This is a genomic window from Nocardioides marinquilinus (assembly GCF_039543705.1).
GTDB lineage: Bacteria > Actinomycetota > Actinomycetes > Propionibacteriales > Nocardioidaceae > Nocardioides > Nocardioides marinquilinus.
Window position 1 is genome coordinate 439,605 of record NZ_BAABKG010000002.1, and the last position, 24,147, is coordinate 463,751.

Here is a 24,147-nt window from a genome sequence, read left to right on the forward strand (position 1 = left end):
GCCGAACCGCACCCGGTGGTCGGCGAACTCGTCCTCGTCGTCGACGTACACATCGCCGTCGGCGGTGAGGACGACGTCCAGGTCGAGGTCGACCGCGCGGCACGTCGTGCCGTCCCACCAGGGGCGGGTGGTCATGTCGACGTAGGTGGCGCACCAGTGGCCCGGCGCGTGGAAGGTCGCCAGCCAGGCGCCGTCGCCGCCGTGGTCGGCGCGCGGCACCAGGCCGACCTGGTCGACGGTGGTGACGAAGGCGGCCCCGGGCCGCGCCATCGGCGTCCCGGTGCGGAAGCCGAGCCACTCGCCGTGCTCGTCGGAGCCGAGCCAGCGGGCGTCGAAGGCCCAGTGCGGACGATCGCCCCACTTGGTCAGCTCGTGCCGGACGGCGGCGCCGGGGGCGAGGTCGGGAGCCACATGTGAACCCTCTCACCGCGGGCTCACCGGTGCCTCACGCGGCGTCGTCAGAGTCGTCTCATCGGGCCCGGAGCACCGGGACCGACTCCCCGAGAAGGACCACGAAAGGACAGCACCATGGCCCGTTCCGGCATCTTCACCGCTCTCTCGCCCGCCGTGTCGGCGAAGCGGGGCGACTCCACCAGCGACGGCCGCCGCCGCCGGCGGCGTCGGCGCCGCAACCGCTCGCGCAGCCGCTCGCGCAGCCGCGGCTGACCCGTCCGGCCGGCTCGCCCGGCCCGGCGCAGGTGGGTGGCCCCTCGTCCCCGGGGCCGCCCACCTGCCGCGTCCGGCCCGTCCCGCTGTCCCGTCCCCCCGGCCCGAAGCACCAGGAGCACCCGATGCCCGTCCCGCTGCACCGCCGCCTCGCCGCGCTGCTGCGTCCGGCCGCGGACGACGCCCCGATCGTCGCCGCCGCGCGCGGCCTGACGATCGTCGACGTCGTCCGCCGCTTCTGGCCGCGCCTGCGCCCGCTGCGGGGCTGGCTGGTGGTCGGCGCGGTGCTGCTGGCCGTCGTCCCGGCCATCTCCGTGGTCGAGATCGTGCTGTTCGGCCACCTCGTGGACGTCGTGCTGGTGCCGGCCGACCTCGGCCCGCTGGCGTGGATCGCGCTGGCCTACCTCGGTCTCAACCTGCTCTCCGGCCTCGCCTCCGGTGCCGACGACTACCTCTCCACGTGGATCTCGCAGCGGTTCCTGGTGGGACTGCGCCGCGACACCTTCGCCCACGTGCTCGCCCAGCCCGCCGCGGCCCACGACCGCCGCCGCCTCGGCGACACCCTCACCCGCCTGACCTCCGACATCGCCGCCGTCGAGTCGTTCATGGTGGGCCAGCTCAGCGCCGCCGTCAGTGCCGTGCTGCGCCTCGCCTGCTACCTGGCCGCGCTGTGCTGGCTGGCCTTCAACCTCACCCTCGCGGCGCTCGTCGTGGTGCCCGCCTTCTGGTGGGTCGCCACCCGCTTCGCGCGGCTGACCCGTGACGTCTCGCGCGAGCGCCGCCGTCGCGGCGGCTCGCTGACCGCGGTCACCGAGGAGAACCTGGCCAACGCCGCACTCGTGCAGACCTACGGCCGCGAGGACGAGGCCGTCGCCGCCTACCACCGCCACAACCGCGCCATCGCGGACGCCGAGCTGGCCGGCTCGCGCGTGCGCTCGCTGTTCCTGCCGATGGTCGACCTGCTCGAGCTGGCCGGCGTGCTGCTCGTCGTCCTGCTGGGGGTGTGGGCGCTCTCGAACGGCGACCTGACCCTCGGCGGGCTGCTGGCCTTCCTGACCCTGCTGCTGCAGTGCTACCGGCCGGTGCGCGAGCTGGCCGACCTGGTGCCGGCGCTGTTCTCGGCCACCGCCGGCGTGGAGCGCGTCTGCGAGCTGCTCGACGAGCCGGTCGCCGCCGACCGCCCCGGGGCCACGCCGCTGCCGACCACCGCCGCCCCCGCGGCCGTGGCGCTGCGCGCCGTCGCCGTCACCTACCCCGGTGCCACCGCCCCCGCGCTCGACGGCCTCGACCTCGACGTCGCCCCCGGCGAGCGGGTCGCGCTCGTCGGGCCCAGCGGCAGCGGCAAGTCGACGGTGGCCCGGCTGCTCACCCGCCAGCTGGACGCCGACGCCGGCCGCGTGCTGCTCGACGGGCACGACGTCGCCGACCACACCCGCGCCTCGGTGCGGGCGGCCGTGACGGTGGTGCACCAGGAGCAGCTGCTGCTCGACACCACCGTGCGCGAGGCCATCGCCCTCGGCCGGCCCGACGCCACCGACGCCGAAGTCGAGGCCGCCGCGCGGGCGGCCGACGTCCACGACGTCGTGGTGCGGTTGCCCGACGGCTACGCGACCCGCGTCGGCCAGCGCGGACGCACGCTGTCGGGCGGGCAGCGGCAGCGGCTCGCAGTCGCGAGAGCACTGCTCACCGACGCCCGGGTGCTGGTGCTCGACGAGCCCACCACCGGTCTCGACGAGGCGGCGACCCACCGGCTGCTCGACGCCGTGCTGGCGGGTCCGCGCGACCGCACCGTCGTCGTCCTCACGCACGACCCTGCCGTGATGGCGCGGGCCGACCGGGTCGTCGACCTGACCGCGGCGGCCCCGGTGCGGCAGCCGGTGCCGGCATGAGGACGACGACCGCCACCGTGCCCGGGTTCCGGCTGCTGCGGCCGCTGGCCCACGGCGGCCGCCTCGACACCTGGGACGCCCTCGACGAGGCCCGCGGCACCCGCTGCGTGGTCAAGCTCGTGCGCGAGGACCGCCGTCACGAGCCGCACGTGGTCGCCGCCCTCGAGCGGGAGGCCGCGATCGTCTGCGGGCTCGCGCACCCGCACCTGGTGCGCGGCTACGAGCTCGTCGCCCGCGACCCCGACCCGCCCGCGCTCGTCATCGAGACCCTGCGCGGCGCCACCCTCGGCGCCGTCGTCGAGGCCGGTGGCCGCGACGAGCCCCTCGCGCTGCCCGACGTCGCCGAGCTCGGCGGGCAGCTGGCGTCGGTGCTCGCCTACCTGCACCGCCACGACTGGCTGCACCTCGACGTCAAGCCCGGCAACGTCGTGGTCGACCACGGCCGCGCCGTGCTGATCGACCTCGGCCTCGCCGCGCGCCGCGGGCCGGACGGCCGGGCCGCCGTCCCGCCCGGCCTCGGCACCCGTGGCTACCTCGCGCCCGAGCAGGCGCGCGGTGGCCCGGTCTCCGCCGCCGCCGACGTCTGGGGCCTGGCCGTGACGCTCGTCGAGTGCCTGCTCGGCGAGGCGCCCCACGGCGAGGAGGCCACCTGGGACTCCCGCCGCCGCTGGCCGCTGCTGCGGGGCCGTCTGCCCGCTCCGCCCCGCCTGCCCGCCGACCTGCCCGGCGAGGTCGCCGAGGTGCTGCTCGCCGCCCTGCGCCACGACCCGGCCGCCCGGCCGCGGCTGGACGACGTCCGCGACGTGCTCGCCGGTCACCGCGAGCCCGGTCCGTAGTCGCGCCCGCGTGTCACGATGCGGGCCCCGCCGGACACGTAGGAGTCATGACCGCCCGCCTCGAGCGCCTCTACGCCGCCCACGCGCGCGCCGTCCTGGGCTACGCGCTGCGGCGCGTCGCCGAGCCGGAGGACGCCGCCGACGTCGTCGCCGAGACCTTCGTCGTGGCGCTGCGCCGCCCGAGCCAGGTGCCGCCCGAGCCCGACACCCGGGCGTGGCTGTACGGCGTCGCGCGGCGGGTGCTGGCCAACCAGCGCCGCGGCCGGCTGCGGCGGCACGGCCTGGGGGAGCGGCTGCGCCACGAGCTCACGGCCGTGCCCCGGGCGCCCGACCCCGCGGACGACGTCGCCCTGCGCACGGACGCCGTGCGGCTGCTCGCCGCGCTGCCCGACCGCGACCGCGAGGTGCTCGAGCTCGCCGCCTGGGAGGGCCTCGAGCCGCGCGAGATCGCCGAGGTGCTCGGCATCTCGGCCGCCTCCGCCCGGCAGCGGCTCAGCCGGGCCCGCGCCGCCGTCCGCCGGCAGACCACCACCGTCCCCGAGGAGACCCGATGACCAGCACGCCCGACCTGCCCGCCCCGCCGATCACCGACGCCGAGGTCGACGCCCTGCGCCTCGACGGCGCGCTCGACGACCTGCTGCGCGAGCTGCTCGCCCGCGAGACCGGTGCCCGCCGCCGCTGGCCCGTCGCCCTGGCCGCCGCCGCGTCGGTCGCCGCCGTGGTCGCCGTCCCGACCGTGCTGCTCGCCGGCGACGCCACCGGCCCGTCAGGACCGGTCGTCACCCCGGCGCCCGCGGCCAGCGCGACGGCGTCCGACGACCCCGCCCCGACCCCGCGGCCGGTCACCTCGCCCGAGGCCCCTCCGGTCGAGCCCGACCCGCTGCCGCGCGGGGACGTCGAGGCCGACGCCCGGCCGTGGCGCGGGCCGAGCAGCTACGTCGTCCTCGACGCCCCCGGCTGGGAGGTCACCCACGTCGACACCGACCCCGGCTACGGCGTCTCGCTCACCTACGGCAACGGCGGTCGCGAGCTGAGCCTCGGCTGGACGGTGACGCGCTGGTACCGCGGGCTGCTCGCCGACGCCGGGGTCGGCGACGCCGGCACCACCGCCGGCACCATCGAGGTGCTCGGCCAGCAGGTGCCCTACGTGGCCTACGAGTCGCAGCAGCAGATGGCCTACCTGCCCGTCGTCGACGGCTACGGGCTGCGCATCGACGCCGCCCTCACCACCGAGGCCGAGTTCGCCGAGCTCGTCGGCTCGCTGCGGGAGGTCGACGCCGCTGGGTTCGCCGCCGCGCTGCCCGACGACGTGCTGACGCCCGAGGAGACGCCGGCCGCCGCCGACGAGCTGCTGGCCGACGCCACCGCCCCCAGCGGCTGGGAGGGCCCCAGCGTCGCGGGCTGGAACGAGCGGTCCGGCCTCGCCGAGCAGATCGTCCAGCCGTTGGGCTGCGTGTGGGCGCAGGAGTTCACCGACGCCCGCGCCGACGGCGACGAGGCCCGCCGCGACGCCGCCGTGGCCGCGCTCGAGGACAGCCGCGACTGGACGCTGCTCGCCGCCGTCGACGACCCCGGCCGCTTCACGCGCCTCGTCGGGCTGATGCGCGCCGACGCGAGCGACGAGCGGGTGCTCGGCAGCGTGTGCCAGACGACCCTCACCTCGGGCGCGACGGCGCTGCCGGAGCCGCAGGGCTGAGCCCTTCGGACTGGCTCAGGGTCGGTGGTGACGGCGCAGGGCGGCGAGCCGGTCGCGGTGGCGGCCGTCGAACGGGGCCGCGCCGGCGGTGAGGGCTGCGTGCACCCAGGCGGTCGCGGCCTCGGCCGCGGCGACGACGTCCGCCGGGTAGGCCGCGCGGCGTTGCGCGAACTCGTCCTCGTCGTCGACCACCACCGCGCCGTCGGTGCGCTCGACGACGTCGAGGTCGAGATCGACGCACGTGGCGACGCCGTCACCCTCCCAGACCGTCGGCGTCGCGACGTCGACGTAGGTGCGCGTCGGGTGGAGCGGCGCGGCGGGGTCGGGGTGGTGGTAGAACCCGGCACGCCACCACGCGTCGGGGCCGGGCAGCAGCGTCACCCAGTCGCTCCTGGCCGGGTAGGTGCTGCCGCCGCGCCGGCACGTCGTGCCGCGCAGCGCGCCGACCCAGTCACCCCAGGCGTCGGCACCGAGGTAGGCGCCGGCGAACGCCGAGTGCGGGCGGTCGGGCCACTTCGTCATGAGCACCCGCACGGGGGCGCCGACGGCCGGGCGCGCTGCCCGCACCGGCAGGCTCAGACGACGCCCGCGTTGTCGGGGACGACGCGCTTGTAGCTCTTGGCGACGACGTCCTGGTAGCGCGAGCCGAGCACCTTGGCGAAGGTGTGGACGGCGTGCGCGTCGAGGCCGACGAGCACGCGGGCCTGGTTCTTCAGGATGCCGCGCACGATGATCGAGGCGGCCTTCTCGGGCGTCATCTTGGCCAGCTTCTCGTCGAAGAGGCGGGCCGTGGCGGCCTGGTCGGTCTTGGCCGAGACCCGGCTGTTGCGGGCGATGGCGGTCTTGATGCCGCCGGGGTGCACCGACGTCACGCCGACGGGGTGGCCGGCCACGAGCATCTCCTCGCGCAGCGCCTCGGTCATGCCGCGCACGGCGTACTTGGTGGCGTTGTACATCGACTGGCCCGGCATCGAGACCAGGCCGAACAGCGAGGAGATGTTGACGACGTGGCCGTCGCCGGAGGCGATGACGTGCGGCAGGAACTCCTTGGTGCCGTTGACCACGCCGCCGAGGTTGACGCCGAGGATCCAGTCGATGTCGGAGTACTCGAGGTCGACCAGGTCGCCGGTGAGCGAGACCCCGGCGTTGTTGATCACCACGTTGACGCGACCGAGCTCCTGCACGACGTCGAGCGCGTAGCGGCCCATGGCGTCGCGGTCGGCGACGTCGAGCCGGTCGGTGCGCACCGTCGTCGCGCCCGCCGCCTTGGCCTGCCGCAGCGTCTCGGCCAGCCCGGCCTCGTCGACGTCGGAGAGCGCGAGCAGTGCTCCGCGCCTCGCGAGGTCGAGGGCGAGGGCCCGCCCGATGCCGGAGCCGGCGCCCGTGACGACGACGACCTTGTCCCGCAGCGTCTTCATGACGACCACGCTAGTAGCGCTATTGAACGAGCGTCAATAGAGTGGGGGCGTGAGCACCAGCACGCGCACCCGGCTGCGGCCCGACCAGCGGCGCTCGCAGCTGGTCGACCTCGGCGTCCGCCTGCTCGCGACCCGCTCCCTCGACGAGCTGTCGATCGACCTGCTCGCCGAGGAGGCCGGCATCTCGCGGGGCCTGCTCTACCACTACTTCGGCGGCAAGCAGGCCTTCCACGAGGCCGTCGTCCGCCGGGCCGCCGACGACCTCATCGAGCAGACGGCGCCGCCCGGTCACGGCGACCCGCTCGAGCAGCTGGCCGCGAGCATGACCGCCTACGTCGACTACGTGGTCGCCAACCGGGCCGGCTACCTCTCGCTCGTGCGGGCCGCCCAGGGCGGCAACGAGACGTTGCGCGCCATCTACGACGACGCCCGCTCGGCCCTGACCGACCGCATCTTCACCGAGGACGCCGGTGGCGCGCTCGTCGAGGACACCCCCGCCGTGCGCCTGCTCGTGCGCGGCTGGGCCGCACTGGCCGAGGAGGTCGTGGTCACCTGGGTGACCGACCCGGCCGGCGTGAGCCGCGACGAGCTGCTTGCCATCCTCTCGGCGTCGCTGCCGGCGCTGGTCGAGGCCATCTCGGCGCCGTCCTGACTACGCGGTGAGGTCGTAGAGCGTGACGCCGTCCACGGTCTGGGCGGTGAAGCTCTCCGCCACCCAGGTCGCGATCTCGGACGACGTGCCGCCGCCCGGGCCGAACCCGCCGCCGGGTCCACCGCCCTGCCCCTGCCCGGAGCCGATGAACCAGTGGATGCGCCCGGCCTCCACGAGTGCCTGGAACTCCGCGAGCGTCGGGCTGGGGTCGCTGCCGTTGAAGCCGCCGATCGGCATCACCGAGCGCTCCGTGGCCAGCTGGTAGCCGGCCGCCGACTGCGAGCCGACGGTCGCGGCCACCCAGTCGTAGGCGTCGGCGTCCTGCAGCAGCAGCGCGGTCAGGTCGGACGACGGCGTGCTCGCGTCGAGCAGCCCGCCCGCCCCGCCGCCCGGCGTCCCACCCGGCATCCCACCCGGCATCCCGCCCGGCCCGGAGGCCGACGACGGTCCGGCCGTCGGGATCGAACCGGTGTGCGGGGTGGCCGCGGTGCTGACGGCGTACGCCGCCGGTCCGGCCAGGCTCGCGACGAGCGCCGCGGCGGCGACCACGGCCGTGAACCGGCGGGGGAGCAGCCGCGCCCCGACGATCAGTAGCGCCGCCGCGAAGCCCACCGTGGCGATCGCGTAGCGCAGCCACGGCAGCCAGTCGGGCGTGCGGTCGAGCAGCACGAACGACCACGCCGCGGTGAGCGCGACGGTGAACCCGAGCAGCGCGGTCGCCGTGAGCGAGTCGCGGCGGCGCCACAGCACCCAGGCGCCGAGGGCGACCAGCGCGCCGATCGCCGGCGCCAGCACGACGGTGTAGTAGGCGTGGTAGATGCCGGCCATCAGGCTGAACGTGGCGCCGGTGACGACGAGCCAGCCCAGCATCACCGTGGACGCCGCCCGCACCGGCCGGGAGCCCCACACCAGCGCGGCGACGCCCAGCACCAGCGCCGCCGGCAGCAGCCACGCGACCTGGCCGCCGTTCTCGGAGCCGAACAGGCGCCACACGCCCGTCGTCCCCCAGCCCATGCCGCCGCCGACCGAGCCGGTCTCGTCGCCGGTGAGGCGGCCGAAGCCGTTGTAGCCGAAGGTCAGCTCGAGGAAGCTGTTGGTCTGCGAGCCGCCGATGTAGGGCCGCGACCCGGCCGGCCACAGCTCGACCAGCGCCACCCACCAGCCGCCCGCCACCACCATCGCGGCGGCCGCGGCGAGCAGGTGCCCGACCCGGCGCCGCCACGGCACCGTCGCGAACACCGCGTACGCCGCCACCAGGCCCGGCACCACCAGGAACGCCTGCAGCGTCTTGGTCAGGAAGGCCAGGCCGAGCAGCGCGCCGCCGAGCACCAGCCACCGCAGCGCCCGCGGCGACTCCAGGGCCCGCACGGTGGCCCAGGCCGCCCCGACGAGCAGCAGGGTGAGCAGCGCGTCGGGGTTGTCGAAGCGGAACATCAGCACCGCGACCGGGGTCAGCGCGAGCACCAGGCCGGCGAGCAGCCCCGCCCACCGGTTGCCGGTGACCCGCCGCACCAGCGCCACCAGCAGCGCCACCGACGCCACGCCCATCAGCGCCTGCGGCACCAGCACGCTCCACGACGACAGCCCGAACAGCCGCACCGACAGCGCCATCGGCCACACCGACAGCGGCGGCTTGTCGACCGTGATCGAGCCCGCTGCGTCACTGGCGCCGAACAGGAACGCCGTCCACGACTGCGACCCGGCCTGCGCCGCGGCGGCGTAGAACGAGTTGCCCCACCCCGACGCCCCGAGCCCCCACAGGTAGAGCAGCGCGGTGCCGGCGAGCAGCGCCGCGTGTGCCGCCCGGTCGGCCGGCCACCGGCGTCGGGGGCGGCGTCCCGCGGGCGCCGGCGGCGGCTCCGGACGGGCGGCGGGCGGGCGCTGCGGCGCGATCGTCGTCATGACCGCCACGTTCGCCGTCCGCGCTGGGACGACGTCCGGTGCCGGCTGTCAGTCCCCTGTGAGCCCCCTCCCGCGGTACATGGATCGTGGGTCGACGTCCGGGGTGGGGTCGGAGGTCGACTGACGATCCATCTACCCGGCGCCGGCGCGCGGGCGTGTGAGGTCGTGGACGACGACCCCGTCGACCCGTCGGGCCTCGAACCTCGTGCGCACCCACTGCGCGATGCGAACCGCCGAGTCGCTGCCGCTGCGGGAGACCTCGGCCGACTCGGCGCCGGCGTCCGCGCGGAGCAGCCCGCCCCCGGCGACGTACCAGTGGATGCGACCCTCGCGCACCAACCGTCGGAACGCGGGCAGCCCGGGTGCGGGGTCCGTGCCGTTGAACCCGCCGACCGGCATCACGGGTCGACCGGTCGCCAGCTGGAAGCCCGCGGCCGAGTTGGCGCCGGTCACGGCGGCCACCCACGTGAAGGCGTCGGCGTCGCGGGTGAGCAGCCGCACGAGCGTGGGGGAGGGGCGGCCGGCCTGGAGGAGCGTGCCGACGGGGGAGACGGTGTCGCGCCCCGTCGCGGCTCGCGCGCGCGGGCTGTCGGGTCCGGCATGCGGAACCGCACCACTCGGGGCCTGGCCCACGGTCTCGACCGAGTAGGCAGCCGGGCCGGCAAGCGCTGTGACGAGTGCGATCACGACGAACCCGCCGCCGAGCGGGACTGCGCGTCGGTGTGCCGATGCCGCCAGGCAGAGCGCGATCACCGCTGCCACCGTGACCGTGACGGGCAGCCAGGGCTGCCATCCTCGCTGCGGCCACAGCACCGTCAGAGCCATCACCGTGGTTGCGAGCACGGCGAGACCGAGCACCCGCGTCGCGACGACGCTGCCCCGGTGCTGCCACAGGACCCACGCGCCGACGCCGCCGGCCGAGGCGATCGCCGGGGCGAGGGCGACGGTGTAGTAGTCGTGGAAGATGCCGTTCATCAGGCTGAAGACCAGCCAGGTGACCAGCGTCCAGCCGAGCCAGAGCACGATGGTGGGCCGGGCCCGCAGCGTCTCGGGCGTCGGGTCGCGCCACACGAGCCAGAGTGCGGCCACGCCGAGCACCGTCGCGGCGGGCAGCAGCCAGGCCGCCTGCCCGCCCGTGGTCGGGTCGAGCAGCCTGAGCAGGGTGTTGTGGCCCCAGCCCTGCGGTCCGCTGACCGCGCCGACCTGGTCACCGGTGAGCCGGCCCAGGCCGTTGTAGCCCACGACCAGCTCGAGCACCGAGTTGTGCTGAGACCCGCCGATCCACGGCCGCGAGTCGGCCGGCCAGAGGTCCACGGCGATCAGCCACCACGACCCCCCGACCACGGTGGTCACGGCCGCGACGCCGAGGTGGGCGACCCGGCGTCCCCAGGGCACCGCCGCGCACAGCAGGTAGGTGAGCGCCAGCGCCGGCAGGACGAGGAAGGCCTGCAGCATCTTGGTGAGGAAGCCGAGCCCGACCAGCAGTCCCGCCAGGGCGAGCCAACGCACCGGCCGACCGGCGCCGTCCCGGGTCTCGTCGACGGCCCGCAGGGTGGCGACCGCGGCACAGCTGAGCAGCAGGACGAGCAATCCGTCGGGGTTGTTGAAGCGGAACATCAGCACCGCGACCGGCGTCAGCGCGGTGGTGGCGCCCGCCAGCAGGGCCACGCCGCTCGAGCCGGTGGCCCGTCGGACGCCGGCGTGCACGACGGCGACGGTCGCCACGCCCATCACGGCCTGCGGGGCGAGGATGCTCCACGACGACAGCCCGAACAGCCGCACCGAGAGCGCCATGGGCCACAGCGACAGCGGCGGCTTGTCGACGGTGATCGACCCGGCCGCGTCGAAGGAGCCGAAGAAGAACGCCGTCCACGACTGCGACCCGGCCTGCGCGGCTGCGGAGTAGTAGGCGTTGGCCCAGCCGGCCGAGCTCAGGCCCCAGAGGTAGAGGACGGCGGTGGCGGTCAGCAGCACCCAGAGCGGGGGGACACGGCGCAGCCGCGACACGACGGGCATGGGTCCAGCCTGGGTGCCCCGATGACCCTCGGACGCCGCCCGAGGCCGAGTTCGCCGAGGCGTCGACGAGTGTTCGGCCTCCCGGCACGACGCCGTCCCAGCGGGTTCTCAGAGCGTTCGCGCGGCGTTCGTCGACGCCCCGCCGGGATAGTTCGTCACCCGGTCGACGTGCGACCGGGCCCCCGACGTTGATGGGTACCGAACTACCCGCGGATCAGCGCGCGACGACGTCGGCGAGCTGGTCGAGGCCCCAGGCGAGGTCCTCGGGGCTGACGACGAGCGGGGGAGCGAGGCGGATGGTGGAGCCGTGGGTGTCCTTGGCCAGGACGCCGCGCTCCATCAGCGCCTCGCAGACCTCGCGGCCGGTGCCGACGGCGGGGTCGACGTCGATGCCGGCCCACAGTCCGCGCACGCGGACGCCCACGACGCCGTGGCCCACGAGCGCCTCGAGCCGCTCGCGCACCAGGACGCCGAGGTCGGTGGCGCGCTGCTGGAAGTCGCCGGTCGAGAGCATCTCGACGACGGCGGTGCCGACCGCGCAGGCCAGCGGGTTGCCGCCGAAGGTCGAGCCGTGCTGGCCGGGCTTGAGCACGCCGAGCACGTCGCGGTCGGCCACCACGGCCGAGACCGGCACGATGCCGCCGCCCAACGCCTTGCCGAGCACGTAGAGGTCGGGGACGACGTCCTCGTGGTCGCAGGCGAAGGTGCGGCCGGTGCGGCCGAGGCCGGCCTGGATCTCGTCGGCGGCGAACAGCACGTTCTCGCGGGTGCAGATCTCGCGCACGCCGCGCAGGTAGCCGGTCGGCGGGATGACGACGCCGCCCTCGCCCTGGATCGGCTCGACGAGCACGGCCACGGTGTGCGGGGTGATGGCGGCCTCGAGCGCCTCGAGGTCGCCGTAGCGCACGGTGACGAAGCCGGGGGCGAAGGGGCCGAAGCCGTCGCGGGCGTCGGCGTCGTCGGAGAAGCCGACGATGGTGGTGGTGCGGCCGTGGAAGTTGCCCGAGGCCACGACGATCTCGGCGCGGTCGGCGGGCACGCCCTTGACCTCGTAGCCCCACTTGCGGGCCACCTTGATCGCGGTCTCGACGGCCTCGGCGCCGGTGTTCATCGGCAGCACGAGGTCCTTGCCGCACAGGTCACCGAGGGCGGCGGTGAAGGCGGCGAAGCGGTCGTGGACGAACGCGCGGCTGGTGAGGGTGATGCGGTCGAGCTGGGCGTGGGCCACCTCGAGCAGCCGCGGGTGGGAGTGGCCGAAGTTGAGCGCGGAGTAGCCGGCCAGCAGGTCGAGGAAGCGGCGTCCGTCGACGTCGGTCATCCACGCGCCCTCGGCGTTGGCCAGCACCACCGGCAGCGGGTGGTAGTTGTGCGCGGTGCGGGCCTCTGCGGCCTCCAGCGCCGCGGCGCTGTGCTGGGTGTCGATGGTGGGTGCGGTCATCGGGTCACTCCTCTCGGGGTCGCTCGCCGCCCACGATACGGGCGGACGACGCCAGATTGTCAGACAATCGGCTCGCGACCTAACCGGGTGGCCTGCGACCCGGTCCCGGGGTCCACAGTGGAGGCGTGAGCACGGGCCGGACGACGAACGCCGCACCGGGCCTGTTCTCCCCCGAGCTGCGCGCGGTCACCGTCGGGCTCGTCCTGCTCATCAGCCTGATCGCCTTCGAGAACATGGGCGTCAGCACCGCGATGCCGGCCCTGATCGACGACCTCGGCACCACCGACCAGTACGCCTGGCCGTTCGTGGCCTTCGTGGCCGCCAACGTCGTGGGCACCGTGCTCGGCGGCCGCTGGTGCGACGCCCACGGCCCCCGGACGGCGCTGCTCGCCGCCCCGGCGGTCTTCGGCCTCGGGCTGCTGGTCGCCGGGCTCGCGCCCACGATGGCCCAGCTGCTCGCCGGCCGCGTGCTGCAGGGCCTCGGCGCCGGCGCCCAGGGCGTGGCCGTCTACGTGCTGATCGCCGCGGTCTACGCCGAGGCGGCGCGGCCGGCCGTCTTCGGCCTCATCTCCTCCGCGTGGGTGCTGCCGTCGCTCATCGGCCCGCCGGTCGCGGGCGTGGTCACCGAGACGTTCTCGTGGCACTGGGTCTTCCTCGGACTGCTGCCGCTCGTCGTTCTCGCCACCGCGCTGGTGGTGCCGGTGGCACGCCGGCTCGGACCTCCGTCCGAGTCGCGGACGCCGGTCGGCCGGGTCGTGCCCTACGCCCTGGCCGCGGCGCTCGGCGTCGCGGCGCTCAGCTGGGCCGGCCAGGAGACCACCGTGACCGGCGCCGTCGTGGCCGCCGTCGCGCTGCTGGTGCTGCTGCCCTCGCTGCAGCGGCTCGTGCCGCCGGGCACGCTGCGCGCCCGGCCCGGCGTGGCCGCCGTGGTCGCCGCCCGCGGGCTGCTGTCGGGCGGTTTCTTCGCGGTCACCGCGATGCTGCCGCTGGTGCTCACCGACGTGCACGGCTGGTCGCTCGCCGCCGCCGGCACCCCGCTGATCGCCGGCTCGCTGGGCTGGTCGGCGTCCGCGGCCTGGCAGGGGCGGCGCGGCGACCTGCCCCGCGGCCTGCTGCTGCGGGTCGGCTTCGGCGCCATCGCCGTGGCCAGCCTGGGCCTGCTCGTCGTCACGCCCGAGGACGGCGTCCCGTGGCTCGCGCTGCCGCTGTGGGCGGTCGCCGGGCTCGGCATGGGGCTGGCGTTCTCGTCGCTGTCGTTCCTGCTGCTGCGCTCCTCGGCCACCGCCGAGGTGGGCGCCAACTCGGCCGCCGCCCAGCTCACCGACGGCCTCGCTCAGTCGACGTTCGTCGGACTCGGCGGCGCGCTGCTGGTGCTGACCGGCTCCACCAGCGGCGGCGTCGCCGTCCTGCTGCTCGTCGTGGTCGGCCTCGCCACGACCGGCGCGACCATCAGCGGCCGCGCGGCCGCCGACCGTCGCACACCCGCCGTGCGGGTCGGTTGATTCGCTGACCCGTCAGACATGTCCGACGGGTCAGCGCAAGATCGTCGTCGACCCGTCAGACATGTCCGACGGGTCGGCCGAGGGAGACGTCGAAACGGGTGGCGCCGGGCCGGCTGGTCAGGGTCACGGTGCCGCCGTGGGCGGTCACGATGGCCTCGACCAGCGCGAGCCCGAGGCCGACCCCGCCGGTGCGCTCGCGGGCGGCGTCGCCGCGGGCGAACCGCTCGAAGGCGTGCGGCACCAGCTCGGTCGGGAAGCCGGGGCCGTCGTCGTGCACGCTGAACCCGCCCGCCCGGGCCGTCACCGTCACCGTCGTCCCCGGTGGCGTGTGCTTGCGGGCGTTGGTGAGCAGGTTGGTCACCACCTGGTGCAGCCGCTGCTCGTCTCCGGTGACCTCCACGGCCTCCTCGGGCAGCTCGAGGCGCCAGTGGTGGTCGGGCGCCACGACGCGGGCGTCGGAGACGGCCTCCAGCAGCAGCCGGGTGAGGTCGACCGGACGCCGCTCGAGCGGCCGGCCGGAGTCGAGGCGTGCCAGCAGCAGCAGGTCTTCCACCAGCGCCGTCATGCGCGCCGACTCGTCACTGACCTTCGCCAGCGCCGTCGAGGCCGCCGCCGCGTCGTCCGGACGCCGCCGCGCCAGCTCGGTGTAGCCCGCGATCGTCGTCAGGGGCGTGCGCAGCTCGTGGGAGGCGTCGGCCACGAACTGCCGCACCCGCTGCTCGCTCGCGTGCCGCGCGTCGAGCGAGGTCTCCACGTGGGCCAGCAGCGTGTTGAGCGCCGCGCCCACCTGGCCGACCTCGGTGCGCTCGTCGGTGAGCCGCTCGGGCACCCGCTCGGTCACGCCGATCTCGCCGGCGTCGAGCGGCAGCGCGGCCACCCGGTGCGCGGTGCCGGCCACCTCCCGCAGCGGGCGCAGCTGGCGCCGCACCAGCAGCAGCCCGCCGGCGGCCGCGGCCAGCCCGCCGGCCAGCACCAGACCGAGCTCGACCAGCACGAGCGTGCGCACGGTGCCGGAGACGTCGCCGGTGGGCAGCCCCACCGCGACGTCGTCCTCGCGCACCACCCGGTAGGAGCCGAGCCCGGCGAGGTCGACGGTGTGCGGCTCCCCGTCTGAGGGCACCTCGGACAGCCGGTCCAGCACGTCGTCGCCCAGCTCGCGGCGCTCGGCCGGTCCGTCGCCGTCGTCGACGAGGACGTCGCCCACCCCGGGCTGGAAGTCGTCGTAGAAGAACGCGGTGAGGGTGCCGACGCCCTGACCGCGCACGTCGTCGGGCTCACCCCGGCCGTCGGCGTCGCCGGGCGCGAACTGCCCCGGAGGCGGGAACGGCAGGCCCCGTGGCCCGCCCTGTGCCCGGTCGAGCGCGGCGGAGACGTCCCCGTCGAGCCGGTCGAGCAGGCTCGCACGCAGCGCCACCGCCGTCACCGCGCCGATGACGACCGAGACCACCACCACGAGGGCGACGACGGTGACCACCAGACGGGCGGTCAGCCCGGACGGCGCGTGCAGCCGCGGCCGTCGCATCAGACCGCCGGCTTGAGCACGTAGCCCGCACCCCGCAGCGTGTGGATCATCGGCGCGCGGCCGGCGTCCACCTTCTTGCGCAGGTAGCTGACGTAGAGCTCGACCACGTTGGCCTGGCCGCCGAAGTCGTAGTGCCAGACCCGGTCGAGGATCTGCGCCTTGCTGAGCACCCGCCGCGGGTTGCGCATGAGGAACCGCAGCAGCTCGAACTCGGTGGCGGTGAGCGTGATCTCGTCGCCGCCGCGGGTCACCTCGTGGCTGTCCTCGTCGAGGGTCAGGTCGCCGACGGTGAGCACCGAGGTGTCGGTGGCCTGCCGGGCGCCGGCGCGCCGCATCAGCGCCCGCAGCCGCGCCACGACCTCCTCCAGCGAGAACGGCTTGGTGACGTAGTCGTCGCCGCCGGCGGTCAGCCCGGCGACACGGTCCTCCACGGCGTCCTTGGCGGTGAGGAACAGCACCGGCACCGTGGGGTCGTCGTCGCGCAGCCGCCGCATCACCTCGAGGCCGTCGAAGTCGGGCAGCATCAGGTCGAGGACGACGGCGTCGGGCCGCAAGTCCTTCGCCCTCGCCACCGCGGCCGACCCGCGGTGCGCGGTGGCGACCTCCCAGCCCTCGTAGCGCAGCGCCATCGAGATCAGCTCGGCGATGTTGACCTCGTCGTCGACGACGAGCACCCGCACGGGCGTGCCGTCGGGGCGCAGCAGGTCGGGTGCTCCGGTGGCCATGCGCCCACTGTGCGCGCGCTGTCTGTGAGCCGGCTGTGCGACACCCCGCAACCCGGTGTGCCCGTCGCTCAACGTCGGCGGCCCGGGCTGCGTAGGGAGGGGTGAGACAGTCGATCGACGAGAGGCACCGATGACGGCCAGGAGCACCGAGCGCGACCGCGAGTTCGAGGAGTTCGTGCTCGCCGCCTGGCCGCGGCTGCGCCGGGCGGCCTACCTGCTCGCGCACGACGCCCACGAGGCGGAGGACCTGGTGCAGACCGCCCTCGCCCGCAGCTACGCCCGGTGGGGCCGGGTGCGCCGCGAGGGCGCCTACTCCTACGTGCACCGCGCCCTCGTCAACGCCTACATCGACACCGGACGCCGCCGTCGTCCGACCCCGAGCGAGCACCTGCCCGACGCGGGCCGGGCCGCCGACACCTCCGTCGAGGACCGCAGCGAGCTCGTCGAGCTGCTCGCGCCGCTCTCGCCGCGGGAGCGGGCGATCGTCGTCCTGCGCTACTACCTCGACACCCCCGAGAAGGACGTCGCCCACCGGCTCGGAGTCAGCCCCGGCACCGTCCGCAGCACCGCCTCGCGCGCCCTCGCCCGGCTGCGCGAGGCCCACGACCACACCGACCGGAGAGGGACCCAGCGATGACCCACGACACCGACGAGCGCATGGCGGCCCTGGTGGCCGCCGACCGCGACGCCACCGACGTCCCCGCGCCCGACCTCGCCCGGCTGCGCGCCGGTGGACGACGGCTCGTCGTGCGCCGCCGGCTCGCCGCGGGCGCCGCCGCGCTCGTCGTGGTGGGCACCGCGGCCGTCTCGGCCGCCGTCCTCGTCGGGGGTGACGAGCCCACCGGGTCGGGGGTCGCCACCGACCCGAGCCCGACGCCGCCGTCGGCCTCTCCGACGCCGACATCCACGCCGACCGTGAGGACCGGGCCGGTCGCCCCGCGGCCCCCCGAGACGCTCGAGAAGGGCCGGCTCCAGACGCCGCTCGGCTACGTGAACGGCGAGTGGGAGGCCGCGCCGCCGCTGGGCGAGGTGCTCACCGTCGGCCGCGCGGGCCGCTACGACGAGGTGCTCTACGGCGCCGACCTCGACGGCGAGCCGGTGCTGGTGCGCGGGCTGCGCGACGGCGACCGCCTGCTGCGGGTCTTCGTGCCACTGACACCACAAGGCCTGCGTCGGGACGACGTCGCGCTCTACGACGGCTTCCTGCTCGGGCTGCCGGGCGACCCGGTCGACACCACCGGCGGCTACTACCTGCTGCAAGGCGTCGCACGCGGCGACGTGACGTTCTCGATCAGCGCGCCCGGCGAGCAACCGCGGCCGGTGACCGGCTCGAGCACCGAGGTGATCGAGGGCTACACCGTCTTCTACGACGTCGGCGACTGGCGGCAGGGCTGGGACCCGCTGAAGGCGGCACCCCTGACGCTGACCACCGACGCCGACCGCACGGTCGACGTCCGCGAGGTCACCTACACCGGCTGAGCGCGGGCGCGGTAGTCGCTCGGCGCGACCCCCACCAGCCGCCGGAAGTCGCGGCCGAAGTGCGCCTGGTCGTACCAGCCGTGGGTGGCGGCCAGGTCGGCCAGCGAGCCGTCGTAGCCGGCGTCGAGCGCCGAGACGACGTCGTGCATCCGGTAGCGGGCCAGCACCCACTTCGGCCCGACGCCGACGTAGTGCGCGAACAGCCGCTGCAGGCGCCGGTGCGGGACGCCGTGCCGCTCCTCGACCTGCGCCACCCGCAGCAGCGTGCGGTCGGCCAGCATGTCGCCGACCAGCCGCAGCACGAGGTCGTGGTCGGGGTCGACCTCGTGGCCGGCCGCCCACGCCGCGACGGCCGCACCGGTGGTGGCCGCGGCGCCCTCGGACGACGTCCCCGGCCCGACCGACCGGAAGGCCTCGACGACGTCGTCCGGCAGCAGCCCGCGCGCCGGCACGGTGCGGTCGGTCAGCGGTCGCGCCGGCTGCCCCGTGAGCGCGGCCAGCCCGCCGGGGCGGAACTTCACCGCGTGCACCCACCCGTCGTCCGCGATCTCGACGTCGAAGCGGCGGGTGACGACCCCGGTGAGCACCACGCGGTCGTCGCCGACACCGGCCCGCGGGTGCCCGAGCTCGACGCTCAGGGTGCAGGCGGGGTGGGGGAGCGTGTGGCTGGTGAAGGTGGTGCCCGGCGGGAGCGACCACCGCAGCGACCAGTGGTTCTCGACCCACGGGTCGAGCTCGGGGCGGCACGGCGTGCGCTCGTGGACGGCGTGCCGCGCCAGCTCGGCGGGACGCAGGATGCCGGCCCGCGACGACGTCGCCTTTCTCCTAGCGGCCACGGTCGGATCCTAGGAACGATGGGTGACATGAGCACCGCAGAGCTGAAGATGATGACCCTCGACTGCGCCGACGTCGCCGCGGAGGCGACCTTCTGGTCGCAGCTGCTCGGCTGGGACGTCGTGGCGCAGGAGGAGGAGTACGCGATGCTGACCGGCCCGGGCGGCGCGGCCCTCGGCTTCGGGCTGGTCGCCGGGTACGAGGCGCCGGCGTGGCCGAACGAGCGCGGCAGCAAGCAGTTCCACTTCGACCTCGGCTGCGACGACGTGGACGCCGCCGAGGCACGCGCCGTCGAGCTCGGTGCCACCCTCGCCGACCCCCAGCCCGGCGAGACCTGGCGGGTGCTGATCGACCCGGCCGGCCACCCGTTCTGCCTCACCGCCGCGGCCAACTGGTAGCCCGCGCACGCCCCGCGTACAGGTGGGGCACAGGCGGCCCGGCGAGCCTCGCGGCATGAGCACCGAGAGGGGCCAGACGCCCGACCCGACGCCCGACCACCCCACCACCGAGCTGCCGCAGGACCCGCCCACCGCACCCGTCCCGCCCGCGCCGCCGACCGAGGCGGCACCGGCCGCCGCCCGGACGCCGCTGCGCGACCGGGTGCTCGGCTGGCGCGGGGTCGCCGCCGTCGGGCTGGCCGCGCTCGTGCTGGGCGGTCTGGGCGGGGCCGCCCTCGGCGCCGTGAGCAGCGGCGCCGACGACCGCGACGGCCCGGGTCAGCGCGGCCCCGGCGGAGCGATGTTCGGGCAGACCGGCCAGGACGACGGCCAGACCGGCCAGGACGATGACCAGGACGGCCGCGGCCCCGGCGGCTTCGACCCGCAGGACGGGCAGCTGCCCCCGGGCTTCGCGCCGGGCCAGGCGCCGGGCGGGCTGCCGCCCGGCGCGGTGCCGGACGAGGACGTCGTCCCCGACGCGCCGGCGGAGACCCAGGGCTCGAACACCTGACCCGGGGTCTCAGGATTTCCACACCGAACCCGAACGGGTCGGAGGACGGTGGCCGTCATGACCACCTCCACCGGGCCGCGCGCCCGCATCACGCCCTCGTTCGTCGTGGCCACCCTGGCCCTCGTCGCCGCCTCCGGCGGCGCGGGCTACGCCGCCGGCCAGGTGACCTCCGCCCAGATCAAGGACGGCACGATCCAGAGCCGTGACGTCGCCGACCGCACGCTCGGCGGCGTCGACGTCCGCGACGGCAGCCTGACCGGTGCGGACCTGCGCAACGGCTCGGTCGCCCGCGCCAAGCTCGACCACCGGTGCGACACCGGCCAGGCCAAGCTGTTCGGCGGCTGCGTGCCGCTGCGGAGCTGGGGCCCGTCCAGCCACCAGGCGGCCATCGACGACTGCTCGCGCCGGGGCGGGCGGCTGCCCACCACGCTCGAGGTCAGGTGGATCGCGACCCACGACGAGTTCACGTGGGCCGACGGCAACTCGGGCAACTACGAGTTCACCGCCGACTACACCGCGGAGTACCCCCTGACGCCGATCGGGATCGACCAGTTGGGGTTCACGGTGCAGAACTCCAGCGGCCAGCTCTTCTGGCACCACTGCGTCGTCGACTGAGGGGGTCGGCGGGATCACCCCGCCGCGCCCGCCCCGGCGGGCGGCACAATGGCAGCGTCATGACCGTTGCATCGGGCCCGCCGGGCGAGCTCGCGATCAGCTACCCGCCCGAGCTGCCCGTCAGCCAGCGGCGCGACGACCTCGCGGCCGCCATCCGCGACCACCAGGTCGTGGTCGTCGCCGGCGAGACCGGGTCGGGCAAGACGACCCAGCTGCCCAAGATCTGCCTCGAGCTGGGCCGTGAGCGCATCGGCCACACCCAGCCGCGCCGCATCGCCGCCCGCTCGGTGGCCGAGCGGATCGCCAGCGAGCTCGGCAGCGAGGTCGGTGACCTCGTCGGCTACCAGGTGCGCTTCACCGACAGGACCTCGCGCGCGAGCCGCATCAAGCTGATGACCGACGGCATCCTGCTCGCCGAGCTGCAGCGCGACCGCCAGCTCAAGCGCTACGACACGATCATCGTCGACGAGGCCCACGAGCGCTCGCTCAACATCGACTTCATGCTCGGCTACCTCAAGCGGCTGCTGCCGCGGCGTCCCGACCTCAAGCTCGTCATCACGTCGGCCACCATCGACGTCGAGCGGTTCTCGAAGCACTTCGACGACGCGCCGGTCGTGGAGGTCTCGGGCCGCACCTACCCGGTCGAGGTGCGCTACCGCCCGCTCGTCGACGTCTCCGAGGACGACGACGAGGGCGAGCCGATCGTGCGCGACCAGACCGAGGCGGTCGTGGACGCCGTCCGCGAGCTGTCGGGCGAGGGACCGGGCGACGTGCTGGTGTTCCTGCCCGGCGAGCGCGAGATCCGTGACACCGCCGACGCGCTCGGCGAGGCGTTCCCGGCCACCGGCGGCGGCACCCGCGCCGAGGTGGTGCCGCTCTACTCGCGGCTCTCCGCGGCCGAGCAGCACCGCGTCTTCGCCTCCCACCCGGCGAGCGTGCGGCGCGTCGTCCTGGCCACCAACGTCGCCGAGACGTCGCTGACCGTGCCCGGCATCCGCTACGTCGTCGACACCGGCGTCGCGCGCATCTCGCGCTACTCGGTGCGCACCAAGGTGCAGCGGCTGCCGATCGAGCCGGTGAGCCAGGCCTCGGCCAACCAGCGCGCCGGCCGGTGCGGCCGCGTCGCGCCCGGCATCGCCGTCCGCCTCTACTCCGAGGACGACTACCTGGCCCGCCCGGAGTTCACCGAGCCCGAGATCCTGCGCACCAACCTGGCCAGCGTCATCCTGCAGATGGCCAGCCTCGGCCTCGGCGACATCGCCCGCTTCCCCTTCGTCGAGCCCCCCGACCGCCGCAACGTCCAAGCCGGCCTCCAGCTGCTGGAAGAGCTCGGTGCCTTGATGCCGGCCTCGGCGGTAGTCCCTGACGTAGATCAAGGTCCTGACGCCCGAGACCTTGATTCACGTCAGGGACTATCGGGCCGGCGGGGTCGCGGACGACGTCAGCAGGGACGCCGGAGACGGGACGACGGGCCCCAGCTGACCGAGCTCGGACGACGGCTGGCGCGGCTGCCGATCGACCCGCGGCTGGCGCGGATGATCCTCGAGGCCGAGCGGCTGGGCTGCGTGCGCGAGGTGATCGTCATCGCGGCCGCGCTCAGCCTCCAGGACCCCCGCGAGCGCCCCGCCGAGCAGCGGCCGCAGGCCGACCAGCAGCACGCCCGGTTCACCGTGCCGGGCTCGGACTTCCTGACCTGGCTCGAGCTGTGGCGCCACGTCAAGCGCCAGCAGCGCGAGATGGGCAGCAGCGCGTTCCGCCGCATGTGCAAGCGGGAGTTCCTCAACTACCTGCGCGTGCGGGAGTGGCAGGACTTCGAGAGCCAGCTGCGGCAGGTCTGCAAGGAGATGAGGATCCAGGTGGGCTCGCCCGCCGACGTCCCCGACGCCGACGGCATCCACCAGGCGCTGCTCTCGGGCCTCCTCTCGCACGTCGGGCTGCTCGAGCAGCGGGACCGCCCCTCGACGGGCTCGGGGACCGCGCGGCGCGGGCCGCGGGAGTACCTCGGCGCCCGCGGCGCCCGGTTCGCCGTCTTCCCCGGCAGCGTCCTGCACCGCAAGAACCCCCCGTTCCTCATGGCCGGCGAGCTCGTCGAGACCAGCCGGCTGTGGGCGCGGCAGAACGCCGCCGTCCAGCCCGAGTGGGCCGAGCGGCTCGGCGCCCACCTCGTCAGTCGCACCTACTCCGAGCCGCACTGGTCGAAGAAGCGCGCCGCCGTCATGGCCCACGAGCGGGTCACGCTGTACGGCGTCCCGCTCGTCGCCGACCGGCTCGTCGCCTACGGCCGCATCGACCGCGAGACCAGCCGCGAGCTGTTCATCCGCCACGCGCTGGTCTACGGCGAGTGGAACAGCCGGCAGAAGTTCCTGGCCCGCAACCGCGAGCTGCTCGAGGAGGCCGCCGAGCTCGAGCACCGCGCCCGCCGCCGCGACATCGTGGTCGACGAGCACACCCTGTTCGACTTCTACGACGCCCGCGTCGGCGCCGAGGTCGTCAGCGGGGCCCACTTCGACACGTGGTGGAAGAAGGAGCGGCAGCGGCGTCCCGACCTGCTCACCTTCGACCTCGACATGCTCACCCACGACACCGCCGCCAGCGTGCGCGAGGCCGACTTCCCCACGGCGTGGGCCGGGTCGAGCGAGGGCCTGACGTTCCCGATCAGCTACCACTTCGAGCCGGGGGCGGCGGACGACGGCCTGACCATCGACGTCCCGGTCGCCACCCTCAACCAGGTCGACGACGCCGACTTCTCGTGGAACGTGCCCGGCCTGCGCGAAGAGCTCGTGACCAGCCTGATCCGCAGCCTGCCGAAGAACCTGCGGGTCTCGCTCGTGCCCGCCCCCGACCGTGCCCGCGCGTTCCTGGCCGAGGTGCCGCCCGGGCGCGAGGCGCTGCTCGACGCGCTCGAGCGGTGGGTGCGCTCGACCACCGGCGTCCACGTGCCGCGCGAGGCGTGGGACTGGGGCAAGGTCGCCCCGCACCTGCGGCCCACCTACCGCGTCGTGGACGACGCCGGCTCCGAGCAGGCCCGCGGCAAGGACCTCGAGGCCCTCAAGGCGCCGCTGCGGCCGCAGTTCGAGGCCGCGCTCGAGGAGGTCGCCGCCGACACCGGCCGCTCCCGCACCGGCGAGACGACCTGGGTCTTCGGCACCATCGAGCCCGCCATCACCGAGCGCCGCGCCGGCCACGAGGTCACTGCCCACCCCGCGCTCGTCGACGAGGGCCGGGACGCCGGCACCGTCGGGCTCGCGGTCTTCGGCTCGGACGACGAGGCCGCCGCCCACCACCGCCTCGGCGTGCTGCGGCTGCTCGCCCTCGCCGTGCCCGACCCCACCTCACGGCTGCTCGACGGCCTCACCAACGCCGAGAAGCTGGGCCTCGCCGCCTCGCCCTACCCCTCGGTCGCCGAGCTGCTCGCCGACGCCCGGACGGCGGTGCTCGCCGACCTGGTCGACGCCCGGCCGCCGGTGCGCGACGCCGCCGCCTTCGACGCGCTCGTCACCGCCGCCGGCGCCGAGCACGAGGCGGCCGTGCGCGCCGTCATGGCCGACGTGATCGGCGTCCTCGAGCGCTGGCGCTCGACCGAGCGGGCGCTCGCCGGGCGCGCCGAGATGATGCTGCTGCCCGCCCTCACCGACCTGCAGGCCCAGCTCGCGCGGCTCGTGCGGCCCGGGTTCGTCGCCGAGGCCGGCGCCGCCCGGCTGCGCCGCTACCCGGTCTACCTGCGGGCCGTCGAGGTGCGCCGGACGCGGCTCGACGAGGGCGCCGCGGCCGTCGTCCGCGACCGGCAGCTGCTCGACCAGGTCACGCCGCTGCAGGAGGCCTGGCTGCACCGCCTCGAGGCCCTGCCCGCCGGCCGCCCGCCCGACGAGCGGCTGCGGCGCGTGCGCTGGATGCTCGAGGAGTACCGCGTCTCGCTGTTCGCCCAGCAGCTCGGCACCGCCGGCCCCGTCAGCGACCAGCGCATCCGCAAGGCGCTGGGCTGACCGGCTGGGCTGACCTCCTAACCTGG

21 protein-coding genes and 1 pseudogene are annotated in these 24,147 nt (G+C 75.3%); 13 read left to right on the plus strand and 9 right to left on the minus strand.

The annotated features are described in order from the left end of the window. Window positions 1–270: pseudogene (locus tag ABEA04_RS08120) on the minus strand (DUF402 domain-containing protein); the annotation flags it as partial. A gap of 258 nt (window positions 271–528) precedes the next feature. On the opposite strand from ABEA04_RS08120, the gene ABEA04_RS08125 reads away from it, so the two are divergent. The 5 genes from ABEA04_RS08125 to ABEA04_RS08145 all read left to right on the plus strand — a co-directional run bounded on the left by ABEA04_RS08125 (window position 529) and on the right by ABEA04_RS08145 (window position 5,087). Further along, on the plus strand, window positions 529–666 hold the full coding sequence (locus tag ABEA04_RS08125; protein ID WP_345456728.1) for a hypothetical protein: 138 nt from the start codon (window positions 529–531) through the stop codon (window positions 664–666). Between the two features lie 125 nt (window positions 667–791). Beyond that, the gene (locus ABEA04_RS08130; protein ID WP_345456731.1) at window positions 792–2,555 is read left to right on the plus strand and encodes an ABC transporter ATP-binding protein; all 1,764 of its coding nucleotides are present in this window, start codon (window positions 792–794) and stop codon (window positions 2,553–2,555) included. Further along, entirely contained in the window at window positions 2,552–3,391 is an 840-nt protein-coding gene (locus ABEA04_RS08135; RefSeq protein ID WP_345456734.1) for a serine/threonine-protein kinase, read from the plus strand. The genes ABEA04_RS08130 and ABEA04_RS08135 overlap by 4 nt, the downstream gene beginning before the upstream one ends. Before the next feature lie 47 nt (window positions 3,392–3,438). Then, complete coding sequence (locus ABEA04_RS08140; RefSeq protein WP_345456737.1) at window positions 3,439–3,945, plus strand: RNA polymerase sigma factor; 507 nt, start codon at window positions 3,439–3,441, stop codon at window positions 3,943–3,945. Then, the gene (locus ABEA04_RS08145; protein ID WP_345456739.1) at window positions 3,942–5,087 is read left to right on the plus strand and encodes a hypothetical protein; all 1,146 of its coding nucleotides are present in this window, start codon (window positions 3,942–3,944) and stop codon (window positions 5,085–5,087) included. The genes ABEA04_RS08140 and ABEA04_RS08145 overlap by 4 nt, the downstream gene beginning before the upstream one ends. Before the next feature lie 15 nt (window positions 5,088–5,102). On the opposite strand, the gene ABEA04_RS08150 is transcribed toward ABEA04_RS08145, so the two are convergent. Both ABEA04_RS08150 and ABEA04_RS08155 read right to left on the minus strand, forming a co-directional pair. After that, window positions 5,103–5,654, minus strand: coding sequence for a DUF402 domain-containing protein (locus ABEA04_RS08150; RefSeq protein WP_345456742.1), 552 nt, complete (start codon window positions 5,652–5,654; stop codon window positions 5,103–5,105). 8 nt (window positions 5,655–5,662) lie between these two features. Continuing rightward, window positions 5,663–6,505 carry an SDR family NAD(P)-dependent oxidoreductase gene (locus tag ABEA04_RS08155; RefSeq protein ID WP_345456745.1) on the minus strand — a complete coding sequence of 281 codons (843 nt, stop codon included), beginning with the start codon at window positions 6,503–6,505 and terminating at the stop codon, window positions 5,663–5,665. Window positions 6,506–6,554: 49 nt separating this feature from the next. On the opposite strand from ABEA04_RS08155, the gene ABEA04_RS08160 reads away from it, so the two are divergent. Further along, on the plus strand, window positions 6,555–7,157 hold the full coding sequence (locus ABEA04_RS08160; protein WP_345456748.1) for a TetR/AcrR family transcriptional regulator: 603 nt from the start codon (window positions 6,555–6,557) through the stop codon (window positions 7,155–7,157). On the opposite strand, the gene ABEA04_RS08165 is transcribed toward ABEA04_RS08160, so the two are convergent. The 3 genes from ABEA04_RS08165 to rocD form a co-directional block, all read right to left on the minus strand. Next, the gene (locus tag ABEA04_RS08165; RefSeq protein WP_345456751.1) at window positions 7,158–9,059 is read right to left on the minus strand and encodes a glycosyltransferase family 39 protein; all 1,902 of its coding nucleotides are present in this window, start codon (window positions 9,057–9,059) and stop codon (window positions 7,158–7,160) included. A 132-nt stretch (window positions 9,060–9,191) separates the two neighbouring features. Next, window positions 9,192–11,075, minus strand: a complete 1,884-nt coding sequence (locus ABEA04_RS08170) for a glycosyltransferase family 39 protein (RefSeq protein ID WP_345456754.1) — start codon at window positions 11,073–11,075, stop codon at window positions 9,192–9,194. 214 nt (window positions 11,076–11,289) lie between these two features. Next, window positions 11,290–12,513 (minus strand): ornithine--oxo-acid transaminase, encoded by a 1,224-nt coding sequence (gene rocD, locus ABEA04_RS08175; RefSeq protein WP_345456757.1) that lies wholly within the window; start codon window positions 12,511–12,513, stop codon window positions 11,290–11,292. A 125-nt stretch (window positions 12,514–12,638) separates the two neighbouring features. Here rocD and ABEA04_RS08180 point away from each other — a divergent pair, with 125 nt between their 5' ends. After that, window positions 12,639–14,015: an MFS transporter gene (locus tag ABEA04_RS08180; protein ID WP_345456760.1), complete on the plus strand. Its 1,377-nt coding sequence runs from the start codon at window positions 12,639–12,641 to the stop codon at window positions 14,013–14,015. A gap of 55 nt (window positions 14,016–14,070) precedes the next feature. On the opposite strand, the gene ABEA04_RS08185 is transcribed toward ABEA04_RS08180, so the two are convergent. Both ABEA04_RS08185 and ABEA04_RS08190 read right to left on the minus strand, forming a co-directional pair. Beyond that, complete coding sequence (locus ABEA04_RS08185) at window positions 14,071–15,537, minus strand: sensor histidine kinase (protein ID WP_345456763.1); 1,467 nt, start codon at window positions 15,535–15,537, stop codon at window positions 14,071–14,073. Beyond that, complete coding sequence (locus tag ABEA04_RS08190; RefSeq protein ID WP_345456766.1) at window positions 15,537–16,262, minus strand: response regulator transcription factor; 726 nt, start codon at window positions 16,260–16,262, stop codon at window positions 15,537–15,539. The genes ABEA04_RS08185 and ABEA04_RS08190 overlap by 1 nt, the downstream gene beginning before the upstream one ends. A 130-nt stretch (window positions 16,263–16,392) precedes the next feature. On the opposite strand from ABEA04_RS08190, the gene ABEA04_RS08195 reads away from it, so the two are divergent. Beyond that, window positions 16,393–16,899, plus strand: a complete 507-nt coding sequence (locus ABEA04_RS08195) for a SigE family RNA polymerase sigma factor (protein ID WP_345456769.1) — start codon at window positions 16,393–16,395, stop codon at window positions 16,897–16,899. Beyond that, window positions 16,896–17,741 carry a hypothetical protein gene (locus tag ABEA04_RS08200; RefSeq protein ID WP_345456771.1) on the plus strand — a complete coding sequence of 282 codons (846 nt, stop codon included), beginning with the start codon at window positions 16,896–16,898 and terminating at the stop codon, window positions 17,739–17,741. The genes ABEA04_RS08195 and ABEA04_RS08200 overlap by 4 nt, the downstream gene beginning before the upstream one ends. Here the strand turns inward: ABEA04_RS08200 and ABEA04_RS08205 are convergent. Continuing rightward, window positions 17,729–18,577, minus strand: coding sequence for an AraC family transcriptional regulator (locus ABEA04_RS08205; RefSeq protein ID WP_345456773.1), 849 nt, complete (start codon window positions 18,575–18,577; stop codon window positions 17,729–17,731). The two genes, ABEA04_RS08200 and ABEA04_RS08205, sit on opposite strands and share 13 nt — an antisense overlap. A gap of 27 nt (window positions 18,578–18,604) precedes the next feature. On the opposite strand from ABEA04_RS08205, the gene ABEA04_RS08210 reads away from it, so the two are divergent. From ABEA04_RS08210 to hrpA, 4 genes are read left to right on the plus strand one after another with little or no spacing between them, the layout of a single operon-like run. Next, window positions 18,605–18,973, plus strand: coding sequence for a VOC family protein (locus tag ABEA04_RS08210; protein WP_345456776.1), 369 nt, complete (start codon window positions 18,605–18,607; stop codon window positions 18,971–18,973). 55 nt (window positions 18,974–19,028) lie between these two features. Further along, complete coding sequence (locus tag ABEA04_RS08215; protein WP_345456778.1) at window positions 19,029–19,523, plus strand: hypothetical protein; 495 nt, start codon at window positions 19,029–19,031, stop codon at window positions 19,521–19,523. Window positions 19,524–19,580: 57 nt separating this feature from the next. Further along, window positions 19,581–20,138 (plus strand): hypothetical protein, encoded by a 558-nt coding sequence (locus tag ABEA04_RS08220; protein ID WP_345456780.1) that lies wholly within the window; start codon window positions 19,581–19,583, stop codon window positions 20,136–20,138. Window positions 20,139–20,197: 59 nt separating this feature from the next. Further along, window positions 20,198–24,121 carry an ATP-dependent RNA helicase HrpA gene (hrpA, locus tag ABEA04_RS08225; RefSeq protein ID WP_345456782.1) on the plus strand — a complete coding sequence of 1,308 codons (3,924 nt, stop codon included), beginning with the start codon at window positions 20,198–20,200 and terminating at the stop codon, window positions 24,119–24,121. Window positions 24,122–24,147: the final 26 nt, after the last annotated feature.